Genomic DNA, 15,585 nt, shown 5'->3' on the forward strand with positions numbered 1-15,585 from the left:
ACTATGACAAATTTAAAACCCGGAGATAAAGCACCAGATTTTACAGCAAAAGACCAAGATGGAAATAGCATTTCTTTAAGTGATTATAAAGGTAAAAAACTCGTGTTATTTTTCTATCCAAAAGCCAGCACGCCAGGTTGTACAGCGGAGGCTTGTAATTTAAGTGATAATTATAGCCGTTTTCAAAAGGCAGGTTATGATATTTTAGGCGTTAGTGCAGATAGCGAAAAAAGACAATCAAATTTTAAAAATAAATACGATTTTCCCTATCCCTTATTAGCCGATGAAGATAAAGCCGTTATTGAAGCCTATGGCGTTTGGGGACCCAAGAAATTTATGGGTAAGGAATATGATGGCATTCATAGAACCACCTTTATTATTGATGAAAAAGGACTAATTGAAGATGTTATTACCAAGGTAAAAACCAAAGCGCATACGGATCAGATTTTGGATTAAAAATTAAAAAGCGACCTGTTAGGTCGCTTTTATTAAAATAATATAAAAATGATTTTTATTCAGAATCATAAGCTAAAACGGACTAATCCGCATAAATATGCTGATAGTCGTTAGTTGTAAGAATAATAAGTAAGTCTTCTTCTAAAGTCCGAATAGACATTTCAACAATCCGATTCAGTTCTTCACCGTTTTTATAAATAATAAAAGTAGGTACGTGACTTACATGATAGGTTTCTTCAATTTTTTCTGGTGATAATTTATTAGCATCTAACGCGTAGTAATCAATGGCGCTTTCAGATATATGTAATTCATCCAATATTCTAGCAAATCGCGGAACATCACGCTGACTATCGCTACACCAAGTGCCCATAATTATTTTAAAACTTAAATTTTTAGTTGGAATACGCTTTAGCATTTCTATAGTCTGGCTATCTAATTGATAATTTTCGAAACTATCAGAAAACCATAAGTTAAACACGGAATTACTAACCAATTCAGATCTAGAAATTTCACCAACTAAATCTTTTGGAGTTGTTTCAGCTTCAGATGACACAACTTGTGCTTTACACGTAAAGAAAATACCAAAACAGAAAAACAGAATTACTATTAATTTATGGTTCATATAAATGGATTTTTATATATCATCTGGGTGAATCATTTCTTCTGTTTCACAACCAAACAGACTTTTTTCTTTAATTAATCTGGAAACACCTTCTGGCAACATGGTTTCCCAACCTTCTTCACCATCTGATATTTTTTTAAGAACATTTCTTGAAAACACGTTTAAAACAGAACTGTCATAATCTGTAATATCCACAACTTTACCATTATACTTGAAAAACTTATAAAGTTCTTTCATACGTGGATGTACTTTTAAGTTTTCACTATTGGTAAGCTCGCCATTTTCATCCTGCATAGGGTAGAGGTAAACACGTAAATCTTTGAAAAACAATTTTCCAAAAGCTTCCAAAATACCACCACTTAAATGGCGGTAATATTTCTCGTCAAAAATATCAACCAAATTATTGACACCCATGGCTAAACCCATACGGCTCTTGGTATATTGTGAAAAATATTCTACTAATTTATAATACTCTTGGAAATTAGAAATTAAAACTGTGTGTCCTAATGAACATAGTAATTTGGCCCGATCCATAAAATCTTGCTCATCAATTTCACCTTCTGCACGTAAATTAGATAGGGTAATTTCAAAAACAACCTGTGTTTTATTAGGATCTACTTTATTTTCTTTTAAAAACATGGCGTGAGATTTCTCAAACATGTCTATATTTACTTTTGTAACAGGTCTGAAACTACCGCGCAATGCTAAAATATTCTTCTTATAAAGTACACGTGCTGGTAATACATTATTACCATCTGGTGCAAACATAACGGCATCCGTCATGCCATTTTTAACTAATTGCAAACTCATTAATCGGTTATCCACATCCTTAAATGCAGGACCAGAAAAGTTAATGGTATCAATTTCTAGTTGATCCTTATCTAAATGATCGTATAAATAACGGAGCAATTTTTTAGGTTCATTATGCTTATAAAAAGCACCATAAATTAAATTGGTGCCTAAAATACCCAGTGTTTCTTGTTGTAAACGCGCGTCGTTTTCTTTAAACCGTAAATGCAATGAAATTTCGTTATACTCATGCTCATCGGGATCAATTTGATAACGAATACCTACCCAACCATGACCTTTGTATTTTTTAGCAAAATCTATTGTAGCAACCGTATTGGCATAGGAAAAGAATAGTTTATTAGGGTGCTTATCACGAGGTAAGCGTTTTTCCATTAAATCAATTTCATGATATAACATTTTTAATAAACGCGCTTCAGTAACATAACGACCATCGGTTTCTATGCCATAAATGGCATCACTAAAATCCTTATCATAAGCAGACATGGCTTTAGCAATTGTGCCAGAAGCTCCACCAGCTCTAAAAAACTGACGCACGGTTTCTTGACCAGCTCCAATTTCAGCAAATGTTCCGTAAATATTTTCATTTAAATTTATACGGAGTGCTTTGGTGTTTAATGACGGTATTTCATCAAACTCTTTATCACCTTTTAAGCTAATTTCCATTGGGAATTTCAATTAATTATAAGTGACAAAGGTATTAAAACGGGTGGTCAAACAAAAAATTAACCCTATTTTTGTTTCAAAATAAATACGATTGAAAATTACATTTTTAGGTACTGGGACATCTCAAGGAATTCCTGTTATAGGGAGTACAAATCCAGTATGTTTAAGTACAAACCCAAAAGATAAACGCTTACGTGTTTCTGTTCTAGTAGAATGGGATAGTTATACCTATGTCATTGATTGTGGGCCGGATTTTAGACAGCAAATGTTACGCGCCAAATGCACAAAAATTGATGCGGTTATTTTTACTCATGAACATGCAGATCATACGGCTGGATTAGATGATATTAGACCATATTTTTTTAATCAAGGTGCTATTCCAATTTATGCACATAAACGTGTTTTAGGCGAATTAACACGGCGTTTTGATTATATATTTACAACCGAAAATAAATATCCAGGTGCACCAAGTGTGGTACAACATGAAGTGAAAAACGAAGCATTTCCTTTAGGCAATATAGAGGTTGTTCCTATTAATGCCAAGCATTATAATATTCAAGTGTTTGGATATCGTTTTCAAAATTTTGCATATTTAACGGATATTAAAACAATTGAAGATTCTGAATTACAGAAATTAAAAGGCTTAGATGTTTTAGTGATTAATGCGTTACGTGAAACCGAACATCCATCCCATTTAAATTTGGAACAAGCATTGGAAATAATAGCATATTTAAATCCCAAACGTGCTTATTTAACACATATTAGTCATTTATTAGGTTTTCATGACGCCGTACAACAAACCTTACCGGAAAACGTTTTTTTAGCTTACGATAACTTACAAATTACCATATAATGAAGAATAAAATTTTTATGTACCTGTTTATATTCGCACTTCTTTTAGTGGTGTTTCAATATGTAAACTCCAAACGTATTTTAGACTCTTATGAGGGCATCATAGACAAAAAAGTTGCACATTTTGAACGCTATGCTCAAAAATATAATGATACCATTTCGGGGTTACGCGATCAGGTTTTAAACTTATCTGAATTTTCGGTAATGAATACAGAGTCTGCTTTAAGTTACTTTGAAGATAGAGGTTATCGTGTAAGTGAGCTGATTCCGTTTATTAAAGATGAGTTATACGAACTTAATTTAGTAAAAGGTGAGGAGCATCCTTTAATTCCTTATCCCGCACTAAATGGTGGTAAAATGATGATTGACCAAATACGCGTACTAAACCATAAATGGATTATAGCCAATTTTACCGATGGAAAATATTGGGGTGAAATATTAATTACCTATGATTTATCTGAAGATGAACAACTAACATTTAAAGTAGCGGAAGCCTTCTTATATCCTTTCAATTAACCACTTTTTAAAGTCGTAAAAATTTTGAGGTGCTACACCATGACCAACCGGGAATTCGGCATACTGATTTTTAATGTTCAGACTATTTAAAAATTTAGGTGCTTGTCTCGCCCAATCTACTGGAATTACTTGGTCAGCGCTACCATGTGAGCAGTAAAAATCTAGGTTAGAATAATCTTTGCCTAATGGGTTTTCTGGAATAATATTTGGGTTAATATAACCGCTTAATGCAATTATATTTTTCACCTTTTCAGGGTAAGTTAATGCCACGGCATAACTTAAAATGGTTCCTTGACTAAAACCCAATAAATTCACGCTGTCTTTATTAACAGGATAGGTGTTACAAGCATAATCGATAAATTCGGAGATTTTATCACGTGATTCCTTGGCTTGTTCATCGTCGCTCCATTTTCCTTTTTCGGCATCAAAATTTATAGCATACCAAGCATTCCCATAGGGCTGCATGGCTTGCGGTGCACGAAGTGAAATAATAAACAGTTCTTCGGGAAGTTCAGATGCAAAGGAAAACAAATCGTTTTCATCACTGCCATAACCATGACATAGAATTAATAAAGGTGCATTTTCTTTTAATGATGAGGGTCTTGTGATATAGTGTAAATTCAATGTGTCTTTTTTTTAATTAATATTTCTAAACCATTCCTGAAATTTTTCACCAATAACAGGAATCGGTTTCATTTCAGACTTAATGGCGTAAACCAACCCAAACAGCCAACTAACAAAAGTTATGGCCCAAAAAATGGTTCCTAACCAAGAACTTAAATATTCTTCGGTAATATTAGAAACCAATAACATAATTACCAGTCCCAACATTTGCCTAATATGAAATGATGTGAATGGGTTCTTTTTATCAATATTAAGAACGATGGCTATTATTAAACCAACGAACGTAAAATAAGCTACAATAGCCATGGTTCTGCCTTCTTGTATGGTTTGATCTGTCATTATTTTAAAATTATTTTATTATTAGAAATTACGCCATAAACCTGTCCTTTTAATTCGGCATTTTCAAAAATGGTGTTTTTAGAAGTAGACGTGATATTTGTTTTCTTAAATGTGTAGGTTTCATCAGGATTAAACAAGCTTATACTTGCTTTTTCTCCAATTGAAATGGAACTTGGCTCTATCCCAAATCGTTCTTTTCCATTGGTTAAAAGTGCAATTGTTTTCTTGTTAGTGAATAGTGTTTGTAGTGCGCCAAAAGCAGATTCTAATCCAATTGTGCCATATTTTGCATGATCAAATTCTATTTTTTTATGCTCGATATCTATCGGATTATGGTCGGAAGTTACCATATCAATAGTACCATCTTTTATACCTTCTATTAATGCGTTAACATCTGATTGTGTTCTAATTGGAGGTAATACCTTAAAGTTCGTGTTGAATGTTTCAAGTGCATCATCTGTAAAGTATAAGTTATGAATGGCAACACTACAAGTGACATCTAATTTCTTCTTTTTAGCGTCGCGAATTAATTCAACCGATTTGGCCGTTGAAATGGTTGGAACATGTAATTTGCCTCCTGTATATTCTAACAAAAATAAGTCTCTTGCTATTTGTAATTCTTCAGCTAAAGCTGGATTTCCATTTAATCCTAAACGTGTGCTTGAAACATGTTCATTCATAACACCGGAACGAGAAATACGAGATTCCTGTGGAAAGGACATAATTAAACCATCAAAATTACTGGCATATTGTAGCGCAATTTTCATCAGATTGGGATTCTCAATCGGTTTCTGGTAATCATAGAAAGCAACAGCTCCAGCTTGACTCATGTCAAACAATTCAGCCATGTTTTCTCCTAAAGCTCCCTTGGTTAAAGAACCAATAGGGTAGAGGGAAACGGCATGGTTTTGCGCTTTGGCTTTAACCAATGAAATATTAGCAAAACTATCAATTACAGGATTGCTATTAGCATTTAATGCCACTGCTGTAAATCCAGAAAATGCTGCTGTTTTAAGGCCATTAGCAATGGTTTCACGCTCTTCATAACCTGGTTCTCCAAAGCTCACGCTACTATCAAACCATCCTTGGGAAATATGGAGGTTATCTAACTTAATTTCTTTGTAGTTATTTGTGTTTTTAATAGTTGAAGCTATTTGAGAAATAGTTCCTTTTTCAATTAAAATATCGACCGTTTGATTATGAAAATCGCTTTTAGAATCAATTATTGTGGCAGATTTTATGAGTACGTTCATTTAAAATATTTTAAGATGAGCATTTCAATAATTATAAAAGCTAATGCAAAAATAATAAACCATTTCCATAAGGCATTGATTTTCGTATCACTTTTTATAGTTTCAAAAATATCACTAATAGAATTACTGATATTAATGTTCTTTAATAGACTTAAATCTTGGTAGTTTAAATCACTTTCCTGTCTGTTATAATTAAAACTGACATTGGTAATCGTGGTTGTTTTATTTTTTATGCTGTAAACACCTGCTGTTTCTGGTAAATTAATAGTGGTAATAGTTACTTTATCATTAAAATACTGCTGCATAGGAATCATATTTCCGTTTTCATTTTCTAATGATAGTACACCATCCTGTTCCAAATTAACCGGAACATCAAAACTGTTTTCAACACCAATGGTATAGTAGAGTTGGGCTTTCTGTAAACTCTGTCGCGCTAAATTGTAAAATGTAGGCACAATTAAATCATATTCACTAAAGTTAGAATTGTCTGTATTTAAAGCGGCTGTAAAAAGGGCTATTTGATTGTTGGTAACCAAAAATGGTTTTCCATCTTCAAAAGCTAATACATTGGGGCCTGATGCCGATTGTATTGGAAAAAAGGTATTTACTTTCGGATACTGAAAATTAGATTCCTGCTTTTCAAATACGTTTTTATAAATAGGATGCGAATAATTAATCCGTGTAACACGTTTTTCGGTGGTTACAGCATTTTGTAATTTTATTCCGTATAAACCTAAAATGGCATTATAATTAGCTGTTTCAGAGGTTAAGTTTGGAATAATAACCACATATCCACCTTGTTTCATAAAAGTAGTTAAGGAATTTGCTAAAGATCCAGGAATTGATCCTAATTCGTTTAAAACAATGAGTTGTTGCTTCTCAATAGCACTATAATTTAATTTATTCAGGCTTGTTGTGGTTAACTGAAATTCATTGGAAGCAAATAAACGTTCTAAATATGAACTTGATGTATCTTCTTGAATCGTTAACACGTTAATAGCAGAAGGTTCATCAATATTAAAATACAGTGTATTATCAAACTGCAAGCTGGTATCGTCAATAACAATTTGACCATTGGCGATACTTTTTTCTGTCAGTGTAAACTCGCCAATCGCCTGATCTGTTAAATTGACTGTAGTTTTAGCTAATAATTTTTCACCATCAAATAAGGAAATGGGCACATTTCTTGACACACCTTCACTAGATTTTAAAAACACATGAAGTGTTGTATTCGTGGCAGTTGCGTTATTAACACTTAAACTATCTATAGCAATATTTTGGGTGTTTACTGGTTTTAATTGAACAAGATGCATGTTGTAAAGTGAATCCAAATGGACACCAAATGCCTTGTCTTGTTCTTGAAAATCTGAAATAAACACCAAGTTTCGATTCAAATTAGCTGTATTGCTGAATAATTTGGAACTTTTTAATACAGCTGCATCATATGGTAATTGATTTGGTGCATATTCCATTTGCAACAAATCATTCTGAATACTTTTAAGCGTCGTGTTTTTAAATACTTCCGTATTTGTGACTAAAGATATGGGTTCGTTTGGATCTAAATTCTCAATTAATTCCTGAACGGCACGTTTTAAAAGCTCACCATTTTCACCTTTGGCTTGCATACTAAAACTATTATCTAAATAAATAACCGTTTCTGGTGTCGTATTGAAGGTGTTATTTTTAGAGGTGAAAGGTTGTGCGAATGCAACAATAACACAGGCTAAAAGTAGCATACGTGTTAGTAAGGTTATCCACTTTTTTATTTGAGAGCTTTTACGCGTTTGAAGTGTTACTTTCTTTAGAAAAGCTACGTTGGTAAAGGATTCCTTTTGAAATTTACGCAATTGAAATAAATGAACAATAATAGGAATAAGAAGCAAAAATAAAGCGTAAAGTATTTCTGGATGTTTAAACTGCATTCCTTGATTTGTTTCCTACAAAAATAGTGTTTACAGCGAAATAGAAAACCTTTTAACAACAAATTAAAGGATTAGCAATAAAAGAAATAATCTGAAGCCGGTATTAACCTTAATTCCGCCAATTGTTTTTTAATATTTTTTTGCTCTACTTTATTGGCAACCGTAATTAAACAGTGTGGATTTATCAATGTTTTAAGATGGTTAGTGTGGTGTAATTTCACATCATAAATCTCTTTTCCTATTTTTTTAGGATTATCACAAATCCAATAAAATGGAATGTTTTGCTCTTGTAACAATCGTGCAACCGTTTTACCCTTTTTTCCGGCTCCCCAAATTACCAAGGGTCTAGACGTTTGGTAATCTAATTCTATAAAGTAATTTACTTTCAATTCTAGAAAATTATTTTGCGCATAGTTTTCATGCGTTCTCGATGTTCTGCTGTTGTAATCTCGCCATAAATGAATGGTTTCAGAACATGGAATACATTTTAGGTTATATTTGTAAAAGCGAAATGCTAAATCATAATCTTCGGGATATGTGTTGGGATTAAATGCATCACAAGCTATAAAATCGGCGCGATACACCATCCAACAAGGCGATGGGATGACGCATTCCTTATAAATTTCTTTAAAATTGGTTCCAAATTCTGTTAAATGGTTTAGCCAGTTTTCGTACTTGGCAAAACCATCACTTATACCATCTTCTCGAAAATATTTTACCTGTCCAACAGCTACATGTCCTTGGCCATATTCTATTAAATTGGCGTGCAAAACTTCAAGTTTATTAGGAGTCATGATATCATCACTATCCATACGCGTCATAAAATCACCTGAAGTTTTAGAAAAAGCAAATTGCAAGGCTTGAATAATACCAGAACCTGGATTTTTATAAACTTTTATCCGTTGATCGCGATTAGCAAATTGCGCAACAATATTATAACTACTATCCGTTGATCCATCATCAACAATCACTAATTCCCAATTGGTATAAGTTTGATTTAAAATGGACAGCAAACAGTCAGGAAGAAACTTCTCCGTGTTTTTAAAAGGTGTAACAATGCTAATTAAGGATTTGGACATATTGCGAATATAGTTAAACTTCATTTTAACAAAAAGTTATAGCAAAAATGTGTAACACATTGTACATTTGAGCGTCAAGTAAAAAAACTTAATTTTTTAATAATGAAAAAAACTCTAGCCATTATTGGTTTTTCTGCATTGCTTGTAGCTTGTGGATCTTCAACCAAAACAAGTAGTGACGATTTAGCCACTAGCAATCCCATTGAAACCGTAATAGATATCACCAAAGTATCTGATGATAAAGTGCCTGTAACCATTAACCCAGGACGTTTTACTGTTGAAACCGTTACCTATAGACTTCCAAAAGTTGTTCAAGGCACCTATTCTGTTAGTGATTTTGGAAAATATATTGATACCTTCCTAGCCTTTGATTATAACGGAAATCCTATGCCAGCAAATAAGATAGACACCAATTCTTGGACTATTGCTAATGCATCACAATTAGATTACATTACTTATCATGTAAATGATACATTTGACCAAGAAGTGGTTGGCGGTATTGGTGGTGATGTGCCATTTTCTCCTGCAGGAACAAATATTGAGCCTAATAACTATGTGTTGAATTTACATGGATTTATTGGGTATTTTGATTCGCTTAAAAACAGTCAATATAAATTGGACGTCATTGCTCCAGCCGATTTTGTTAGAACTTCAGCTTTACAAATGTCAGATTCCACTACAAGTGCTGATGGTAAAGTTATGACATCGTCTTATTTTGCGCCTCGTTATTTTGATATTACTGATAACCCAATGATGTATGGAAAGTTAGATGTTGAAGAATTTGAAGTAGGTGGAATTAAAGTTGTATTGAGTGTATATTCCCCAAATAAAAAGCATAGCGCGAAATCCATGAAAGATGCCATGCAGACTATGATGGAAGGGCAGAAAACTTATTTAGGTGATGTGGATAGCACACCTCGTTATGATATTTATGTGTATTTATCAGATGGGCAAGAAGGTTCGCCTAAAGGTTTTGGTGCTTTAGAACATCACACATCTACGGTTGTGGTTATGCCAGAATCTATGCCACAAAGTGCATTGGATAAAAGTATGATTGACATAGTATCTCACGAGTTTTTTCATATTGTAACTCCTTTAAGTGTACATTCTGACGATGTTCATTATTTCGATTATAATAACCCTACGTTTTCAAAACATTTATGGATGTATGAAGGTGTAACGGAATATTTTGCTACACTTTTTCAATTAAATCAAGGTTTAGTTCCGGAAGATGAGTTTTACAAGAAAATCATGGATAAAATTGGTGCTGCAAAAGGCATGAATGATGCTATGAGTTTTACGGTTATGAGTGAAAACGTATTAGATGAGCCTTATGCAAGTCAGTATTATAACGTATATCAAAAAGGTGCGTTAATTGGGATGTGTTTGGATATTCTAATTCGCGAAGGAAGCGATGGTAATCGTGGAATTTTATCACTTATGAAAGAGTTATCTATGAAATATGGTAAAAATAAGCCATTTGATGATGATAAAATTATTGATGAAATTGTAGCAATGACATATCCGTCATTGCGCACCTTTTTTGACGACCACGTAATTGGTGATGTGCCAATTGATTATAATGTGTTTTTTGAAAAAGTAGGTATTGAAATTGGCGAGGGTCAAGTTAAAACAAATTATATTCAAGGAAATGGCGCTTTAATTGTTACTGCAAATCAAGGTGAAGGAACTATCTTTTTTACAGACAATGTTTTAGGAAATAGTTTCTGGAAAGATCAAGGTGCCATGCCTAACGATGTGATTAAATCTATTGATGGAACTCCAGTTTCGTTACAAAATGCAAATAAGGTATTCCAAGAAGTATTTTCTTGGGAAGAAGGACAAGACGTAAATGTGGTTTTAAGTCGTGATGGAAAAGAAGTTGTTATTAAAACAGCTTTAACGCCAGCCTATACTAAAGGAAGTAGTTTACACAATAAAGCAGATGCTACAGCAGCGCAAAAAGAATTGCGTAATGCGTGGTTGAAAGGCTAATTTAATTATTTAAAAATAAAAAAACACCTGATGATTCGCTTCATCAGGTGTTTTTTGTTTTAAGAAACTTGGTAAAATTTAGAACCTAATATTTAGCCGATTTACCATTTGATAATGAGTTTTTAATAAAGTCACGAATATCATCGTTGGACGATTTTAAATCTTCTTTACGTAAATACATCATGTGTCCACTTCTGTAAGCCTTAAATATAAAACGATCTTTCATAGTGCCAGAAGGATCTAATTGTCCAACCGTATATTTAGCAGCAAAATAGGTGGTAGCACCATCATAATAACCAGATTGCACCAAGACCTTTAAATACGGATTTTGAGCCATTGCTTGGCGTAACCGATCTCTAGTGTTATCATGTTGTCTGTCCCAAGGATGCACATCACCAAACATATTATATTTTACGTCTGTTTTGAAATCTAAATGTTCGCGCAAATAATAATTAATTGCTGGCGTAAAGGAATGTAACCAAGATGATAATTCCGCATTGTAGTCTGGTGAATTTCCAGCAGCCATTTTATCAATGCCTAAATAGCGAGAATCTAATCTTCCAATAGTATAACCACGATCACGTAATAATTCTTTCCAGAAAAAACTAGTCGGGATATTTAAATTATGATCTAAAATTGATGATTGACTTAAACCTGAATATAAGCTCATTTTTTCAGCTACGGCATTCCGTTCTGCTTCAGAAATAAATCCACCTTTTGCAATGGCTGGCATAAGTTTATCTATAGCATAGGCTTCAACTTCTGGTAATATTTCCGATAAATCCTTTTGTTGAAGGGCAGGAGCTAACGCTTTTTGATGCCAAGCCGCAGCTGTAAAGTATGGTAAATTTAAAGCGGAATAAATAGGTTGATCGGTAGAGTAAATTTTATAATCGGCAGGAGACACCAAAATAACACCATTTAAATACATCCATTGGTTGTTTTGTAACTCTTCAGCTAAACCCATAACTCTTGGTCCACCATAACTTTCACCTATTAAATATTTGGGCGATTCCCAACGATTATGTCGTGTTACAAACGTATTTATCCATTCAGCCAAATAACTAATGTCGGCATTAATTCCGAAAAAGTTTTTCCGGTTTGGTAGTTTACCATCTTTATCTTCTACCATTCGTGAATAGCCAGTATTTACGGGATTTACAAAAACAATATCAGCGACATCTAGAATAGAGTATGGGTTCGTTTTTACGCCATAAGGCTGAACAGGATAACCTTCATCATCAATTTTTAATATTTGTGGTCCTGTATAAGCAACATGCATCCAAACAGAAGCCGAGCCTGGCCCACCATTAAATGAAATTACCAAAGGTCGGTTTGCCTTGTCTTTCACATTACTGCGTTGATAGTAGGTGTAAAATAATGTGGCCATAGGTTCTCCATCCGAATTCCAAACAGGTTGTGTTCCTGTTGTTGCTGAATAATTCATACCAATACCATTAATAGTTGTACTGTGATTAGTAACAACCATGGTGTCTACCGGGATTTTTCTATTTTGAGAATGAATTTGGATAAACGATAAAACACTGAAAATAAAAAATAGTTTTTTCATAAAAAGGATTGTGAATTAATATAAAATTTAAAGATACTGAATTTAGTTAGAAGCTTTCAAAAACGCCAAGCCCAAAAAGGGCAAAATCATATTTTACAGGGTCATTAGCATCTAACTTTCGGAGACTGGTATCTAATTCTAATAATGCTTTACCATCATTTTGTTTTCTAGTTAATAAACCTAGTTTTCTAGCTACATTCCCAGAGTGAACATCCAACGGACAAGATAGTTGTTTGGTGTAAAGGGATTTCCAAATTCCGAAGTCGACACCTGTATTTTCAGGTCTTACCATCCAACGTAAAAACATATTAATGCGTTTGGCTGCTGAATTCTTTAAAGGATCTGAAATATGTTTTTGGGTTCTAGGCAAATGTTCAATTTCAAAAAACACCTTTTTAAAATGATGAATAGCAGATTGTAGACTTGAAGCCTCGGCATGTTTCTCAAAAACAGCTTCCAACCCGTTGTGATTGGTATAAACATGCTGTAAACCACTTATAAAAGTAATAAAATCTAAACCGTTAAAGGTTCTATGAACAAACGGTTCCAGTGCTTTTAAATCCGATTCCTTATGATTTATGATAAATTGATAGGGTTCTTGATCTAATAGCTGCATCATGCGTTGCGCATTATTAATAATACTTTTTCTATTTCCCCAAGCAATGGTTGCGGTTAAAAAGGCTGCAATTTCTATATCTTCTTTTTTAGAGAAGGTATGCGGGATTTTAATAGGATCCGTTTCAAGAAAATCACGTGTATTATATTGTGCAACTTTTTCATCTAAAAAGGTTTTCAGTTCTGTTTTATTGAGCTTTTTTGCCACGCTTGAAGTTTAAAATTTTTAATAAATAATGAAAGTCAAAATTACCATTATTAGTTTGTTTGATAAAATTAAAAGACTTCGAGTATCTCCATAAAACAAATAAAATGAAACGGTAATTGGTATTTCATAGATATTTTTTACAAAAAAGTTTGTCTTAACAAATATAAATTCAGTTTAACGATTATATAAAGTTTCTTTGCTTTAAGATAAGTACATTTGAATAATTAAAACAGTGGTGCTAAACACTTTAACGATAGTTTAGTTTAGTTTAGTTTAGTTTTTTTATTTTAAGTTTAATTTTAGGTTAGTTTAAAAAAAGGTCTTGATATACTTCAGGACCTTTTTTTATTGAATATGTGCTGCACGCCTTCTATTAATACGATGTTTTAAAGCTGGTATATTAAATATAATAATGGAAATAATAATTAGTCCATAACTAACACCTTGCATGACAGTAATTGTTTCTTTAAAATAAAAGACTGCTAGGAAAAAATTAATCAAAGGATTCAAATAAATAAATATACCAACCACGGAGGAATTTAAACCTCGCAGCGCGTAGATGTTTAAAAACATGGGTATAATGGTAAATCCTATTGCTATTAAAGCAATCATGCTATAAAAAAAGCTTGTTTTAGGCGTTTGATACTCGTAGGTTAGGAAAAATGGACTTAAAATAATGACTGCAAAAACAATTTGAACTGTAAGAATTAAAAACCGATCTAACTCCTGATTTCTTCGTTGCAAGACTAAATAAATAGCATAGGTTAATGCAATAATCATACTGTAAAGTAAATCCGTAAAGTTGCCCAACGATAGTAGAATACAGGCCGCAAAGCTCAATACTACTGAAAACCATTGAAGTTTGAAGAGTTTTTCCTTTAAAATAATAAAGGCCAAAACCATGGTTAGAATTGGACAAATTAAATAGGCTAAAGATGTGGCTTTCACGCTAACATTGTTCATAACATAAATAAAAATATACCAATTAAAGGCTAAAAAGAAACCACTAAGCATATTAATTACAAGAATCCTAATTCGTTCCTTTTTTTCCAATGATTTAAATAAACCTACATTCTTTTTTAAAACCTTTGGTCTAAAAAATAAGGTAACTATTAACATTATTGCAACAGAAACAATCGAGCGATAGCTCAAAATATCAAACGCAGAAAAGTTAGATAACGGTTTTAAAACTAGACTAAAGAACCCCCAAATGGTAAAGGCAAGAGTGGCAGCAATATAATACTTTGTTGTGTTCATTGGCAGAAATAATTAATCGGCAAAAGTAGTTTTAATTAGTCTAGAATAGTTGTTAATTAGTGTTATAATTTTCGCTTTATAACAGAAAAAAGCCTTGAAAGTTTCAAGGCTTTAAAAAATACTAATAAATTACTTTTTTATTTAGAGGTTAATGCTTTTGTAATTTTCTCCGTGTATTCCACCGCGTTTTTAGTTACATTTTGTGGGTCGTCTATTTTAGTCGTTACCACAGCAGCAAGTTGCTTACCATCTTCTTGAGTTAAATCATAAGCCACAGTTTCCACGATGTATGTTTTTACAACCTGGGTTGTAGAGCTCATAGGCACATAACTTCCATAAGTTGAGTAGGACATTCTGTTTCCGTAATAACCATAGAAACCACCATAATAGCCAGGGAAGTAGGATGGGTAATAACTAGCACCAGCGTAATACCCGCCATCTTGCGTTGTTTCTGTGCGCTCTTGGTAATCTTTTACAACAGTAACGATAACCGCATCATAACCCTCGTTTTCTAAAAATGCCTTGAAGTTTTTTTGTTGTGCTTCCGTTAGTTCTGTATCATGATTAAAGTTTGGCATTTCCTTAAAGCTTTCAGTAGCTTTCATACCTTTTGCTCGTAGTTGTTTTGCTATTTCTTGCTCAAAAGCTATACGTGCTTGTTTATTTTCTGTTCTTGAAATAACAAGAATGTTGTTATCCTTAATGTTTGCAGATGAATCTGATTTCCAAGCATCTAAAACTTTTATTCCAGAACAACTAGAGGTAATTACCATTAATAAGATGGCTGTTAATTTAAGCGTGTTT

Annotated in this window: 15 protein-coding genes; 4 read left to right on the top strand and 11 right to left on the bottom strand. The window is 33.1% G+C overall.

Going from position 1 to position 15,585, the window contains the following annotated elements:
- The first annotated feature begins 3 nt into the window (after positions 1–3).
- Positions 4–456 carry a thioredoxin-dependent thiol peroxidase gene (bcp, locus tag ACFPH8_RS06695; RefSeq protein ID WP_376859536.1) on the top strand — a complete coding sequence of 151 codons (453 nt, stop codon included), beginning with the start codon at positions 4–6 and terminating at the stop codon, positions 454–456.
- Between the two features lie 82 nt (positions 457–538).
- Here bcp and ACFPH8_RS06700 read toward each other — a convergent pair whose 3' ends face one another.
- Both ACFPH8_RS06700 and ACFPH8_RS06705 read right to left on the bottom strand, forming a co-directional pair.
- Entirely contained in the window at positions 539–1,078 is a 540-nt protein-coding gene (locus ACFPH8_RS06700; protein WP_376859538.1) for a thioredoxin family protein, read from the bottom strand.
- Positions 1,079–1,090: 12 nt separating this feature from the next.
- Entirely contained in the window at positions 1,091–2,551 is a 1,461-nt protein-coding gene (locus ACFPH8_RS06705; RefSeq protein WP_248399830.1) for a TonB-dependent receptor, read from the bottom strand.
- 91 nt (positions 2,552–2,642) lie between these two features.
- Here ACFPH8_RS06705 and ACFPH8_RS06710 point away from each other — a divergent pair, with 91 nt between their 5' ends.
- Together ACFPH8_RS06710 and ACFPH8_RS06715 are read left to right on the top strand one after the other, a co-directional pair.
- Complete coding sequence (locus ACFPH8_RS06710; RefSeq protein WP_248399828.1) at positions 2,643–3,404, top strand: MBL fold metallo-hydrolase; 762 nt, start codon at positions 2,643–2,645, stop codon at positions 3,402–3,404.
- On the top strand, positions 3,404–3,919 hold the full coding sequence (locus ACFPH8_RS06715) for a hydrolase (RefSeq protein WP_376859540.1): 516 nt from the start codon (positions 3,404–3,406) through the stop codon (positions 3,917–3,919). Before ACFPH8_RS06710 ends, ACFPH8_RS06715 begins: the two co-directional genes overlap by 1 nt.
- Here ACFPH8_RS06715 and ACFPH8_RS06720 read toward each other — a convergent pair.
- From ACFPH8_RS06720 to ACFPH8_RS06740, 5 genes are all read right to left on the bottom strand, one after another.
- On the bottom strand, positions 3,902–4,543 hold the full coding sequence (locus ACFPH8_RS06720) for an alpha/beta hydrolase (RefSeq protein ID WP_376859542.1): 642 nt from the start codon (positions 4,541–4,543) through the stop codon (positions 3,902–3,904). The genes ACFPH8_RS06715 and ACFPH8_RS06720 overlap by 18 nt on opposite strands.
- A 12-nt stretch (positions 4,544–4,555) precedes the next feature.
- A complete protein-coding gene (locus ACFPH8_RS06725; RefSeq protein ID WP_066247726.1) occupies positions 4,556–4,882 on the bottom strand; it encodes a DUF4870 domain-containing protein in 327 nt (108 codons plus the stop codon).
- Positions 4,882–6,135 carry a dihydroorotase gene (locus ACFPH8_RS06730; RefSeq protein ID WP_376859545.1) on the bottom strand — a complete coding sequence of 418 codons (1,254 nt, stop codon included), beginning with the start codon at positions 6,133–6,135 and terminating at the stop codon, positions 4,882–4,884. The genes ACFPH8_RS06725 and ACFPH8_RS06730 overlap by 1 nt, the downstream gene beginning before the upstream one ends.
- Positions 6,132–8,057, bottom strand: coding sequence for a BatA domain-containing protein (locus ACFPH8_RS06735; protein WP_376859547.1), 1,926 nt, complete (start codon positions 8,055–8,057; stop codon positions 6,132–6,134). Before ACFPH8_RS06735 ends, ACFPH8_RS06730 begins: the two co-directional genes overlap by 4 nt.
- 71 nt (positions 8,058–8,128) lie before the next feature.
- Positions 8,129–9,136 carry a glycosyltransferase gene (locus tag ACFPH8_RS06740; protein WP_376859549.1) on the bottom strand — a complete coding sequence of 336 codons (1,008 nt, stop codon included), beginning with the start codon at positions 9,134–9,136 and terminating at the stop codon, positions 8,129–8,131.
- A 102-nt stretch (positions 9,137–9,238) separates the two neighbouring features.
- On the opposite strand from ACFPH8_RS06740, the gene ACFPH8_RS06745 reads away from it, so the two are divergent.
- A complete protein-coding gene (locus tag ACFPH8_RS06745) occupies positions 9,239–11,131 on the top strand; it encodes a M61 family metallopeptidase (protein WP_376859551.1) in 1,893 nt (630 codons plus the stop codon).
- Between the two features lie 85 nt (positions 11,132–11,216).
- Here the strand turns inward: ACFPH8_RS06745 and ACFPH8_RS06750 are convergent, their stop codons facing one another.
- The 4 genes from ACFPH8_RS06750 to ACFPH8_RS06765 form a co-directional block, all read right to left on the bottom strand.
- The gene (locus ACFPH8_RS06750) at positions 11,217–12,701 is read right to left on the bottom strand and encodes a S10 family peptidase (protein WP_376859553.1); all 1,485 of its coding nucleotides are present in this window, start codon (positions 12,699–12,701) and stop codon (positions 11,217–11,219) included.
- Positions 12,702–12,747: 46 nt separating this feature from the next.
- Positions 12,748–13,524, bottom strand: coding sequence for a TIGR02757 family protein (locus tag ACFPH8_RS06755; RefSeq protein ID WP_376859555.1), 777 nt, complete (start codon positions 13,522–13,524; stop codon positions 12,748–12,750).
- A 345-nt stretch (positions 13,525–13,869) separates the two neighbouring features.
- Positions 13,870–14,781, bottom strand: a complete 912-nt coding sequence (locus ACFPH8_RS06760; protein ID WP_376859557.1) for an EamA family transporter — start codon at positions 14,779–14,781, stop codon at positions 13,870–13,872.
- Positions 14,782–14,918: 137 nt separating this feature from the next.
- Positions 14,919–15,554 carry a hypothetical protein gene (locus ACFPH8_RS06765; protein ID WP_376859559.1) on the bottom strand — a complete coding sequence of 212 codons (636 nt, stop codon included), beginning with the start codon at positions 15,552–15,554 and terminating at the stop codon, positions 14,919–14,921.
- Positions 15,555–15,585: the final 31 nt, after the last annotated feature.

The organism is Bizionia hallyeonensis (assembly GCF_042657385.1).
Lineage (GTDB): Bacteria > Bacteroidota > Bacteroidia > Flavobacteriales > Flavobacteriaceae > Algorimicrobium > Algorimicrobium hallyeonense.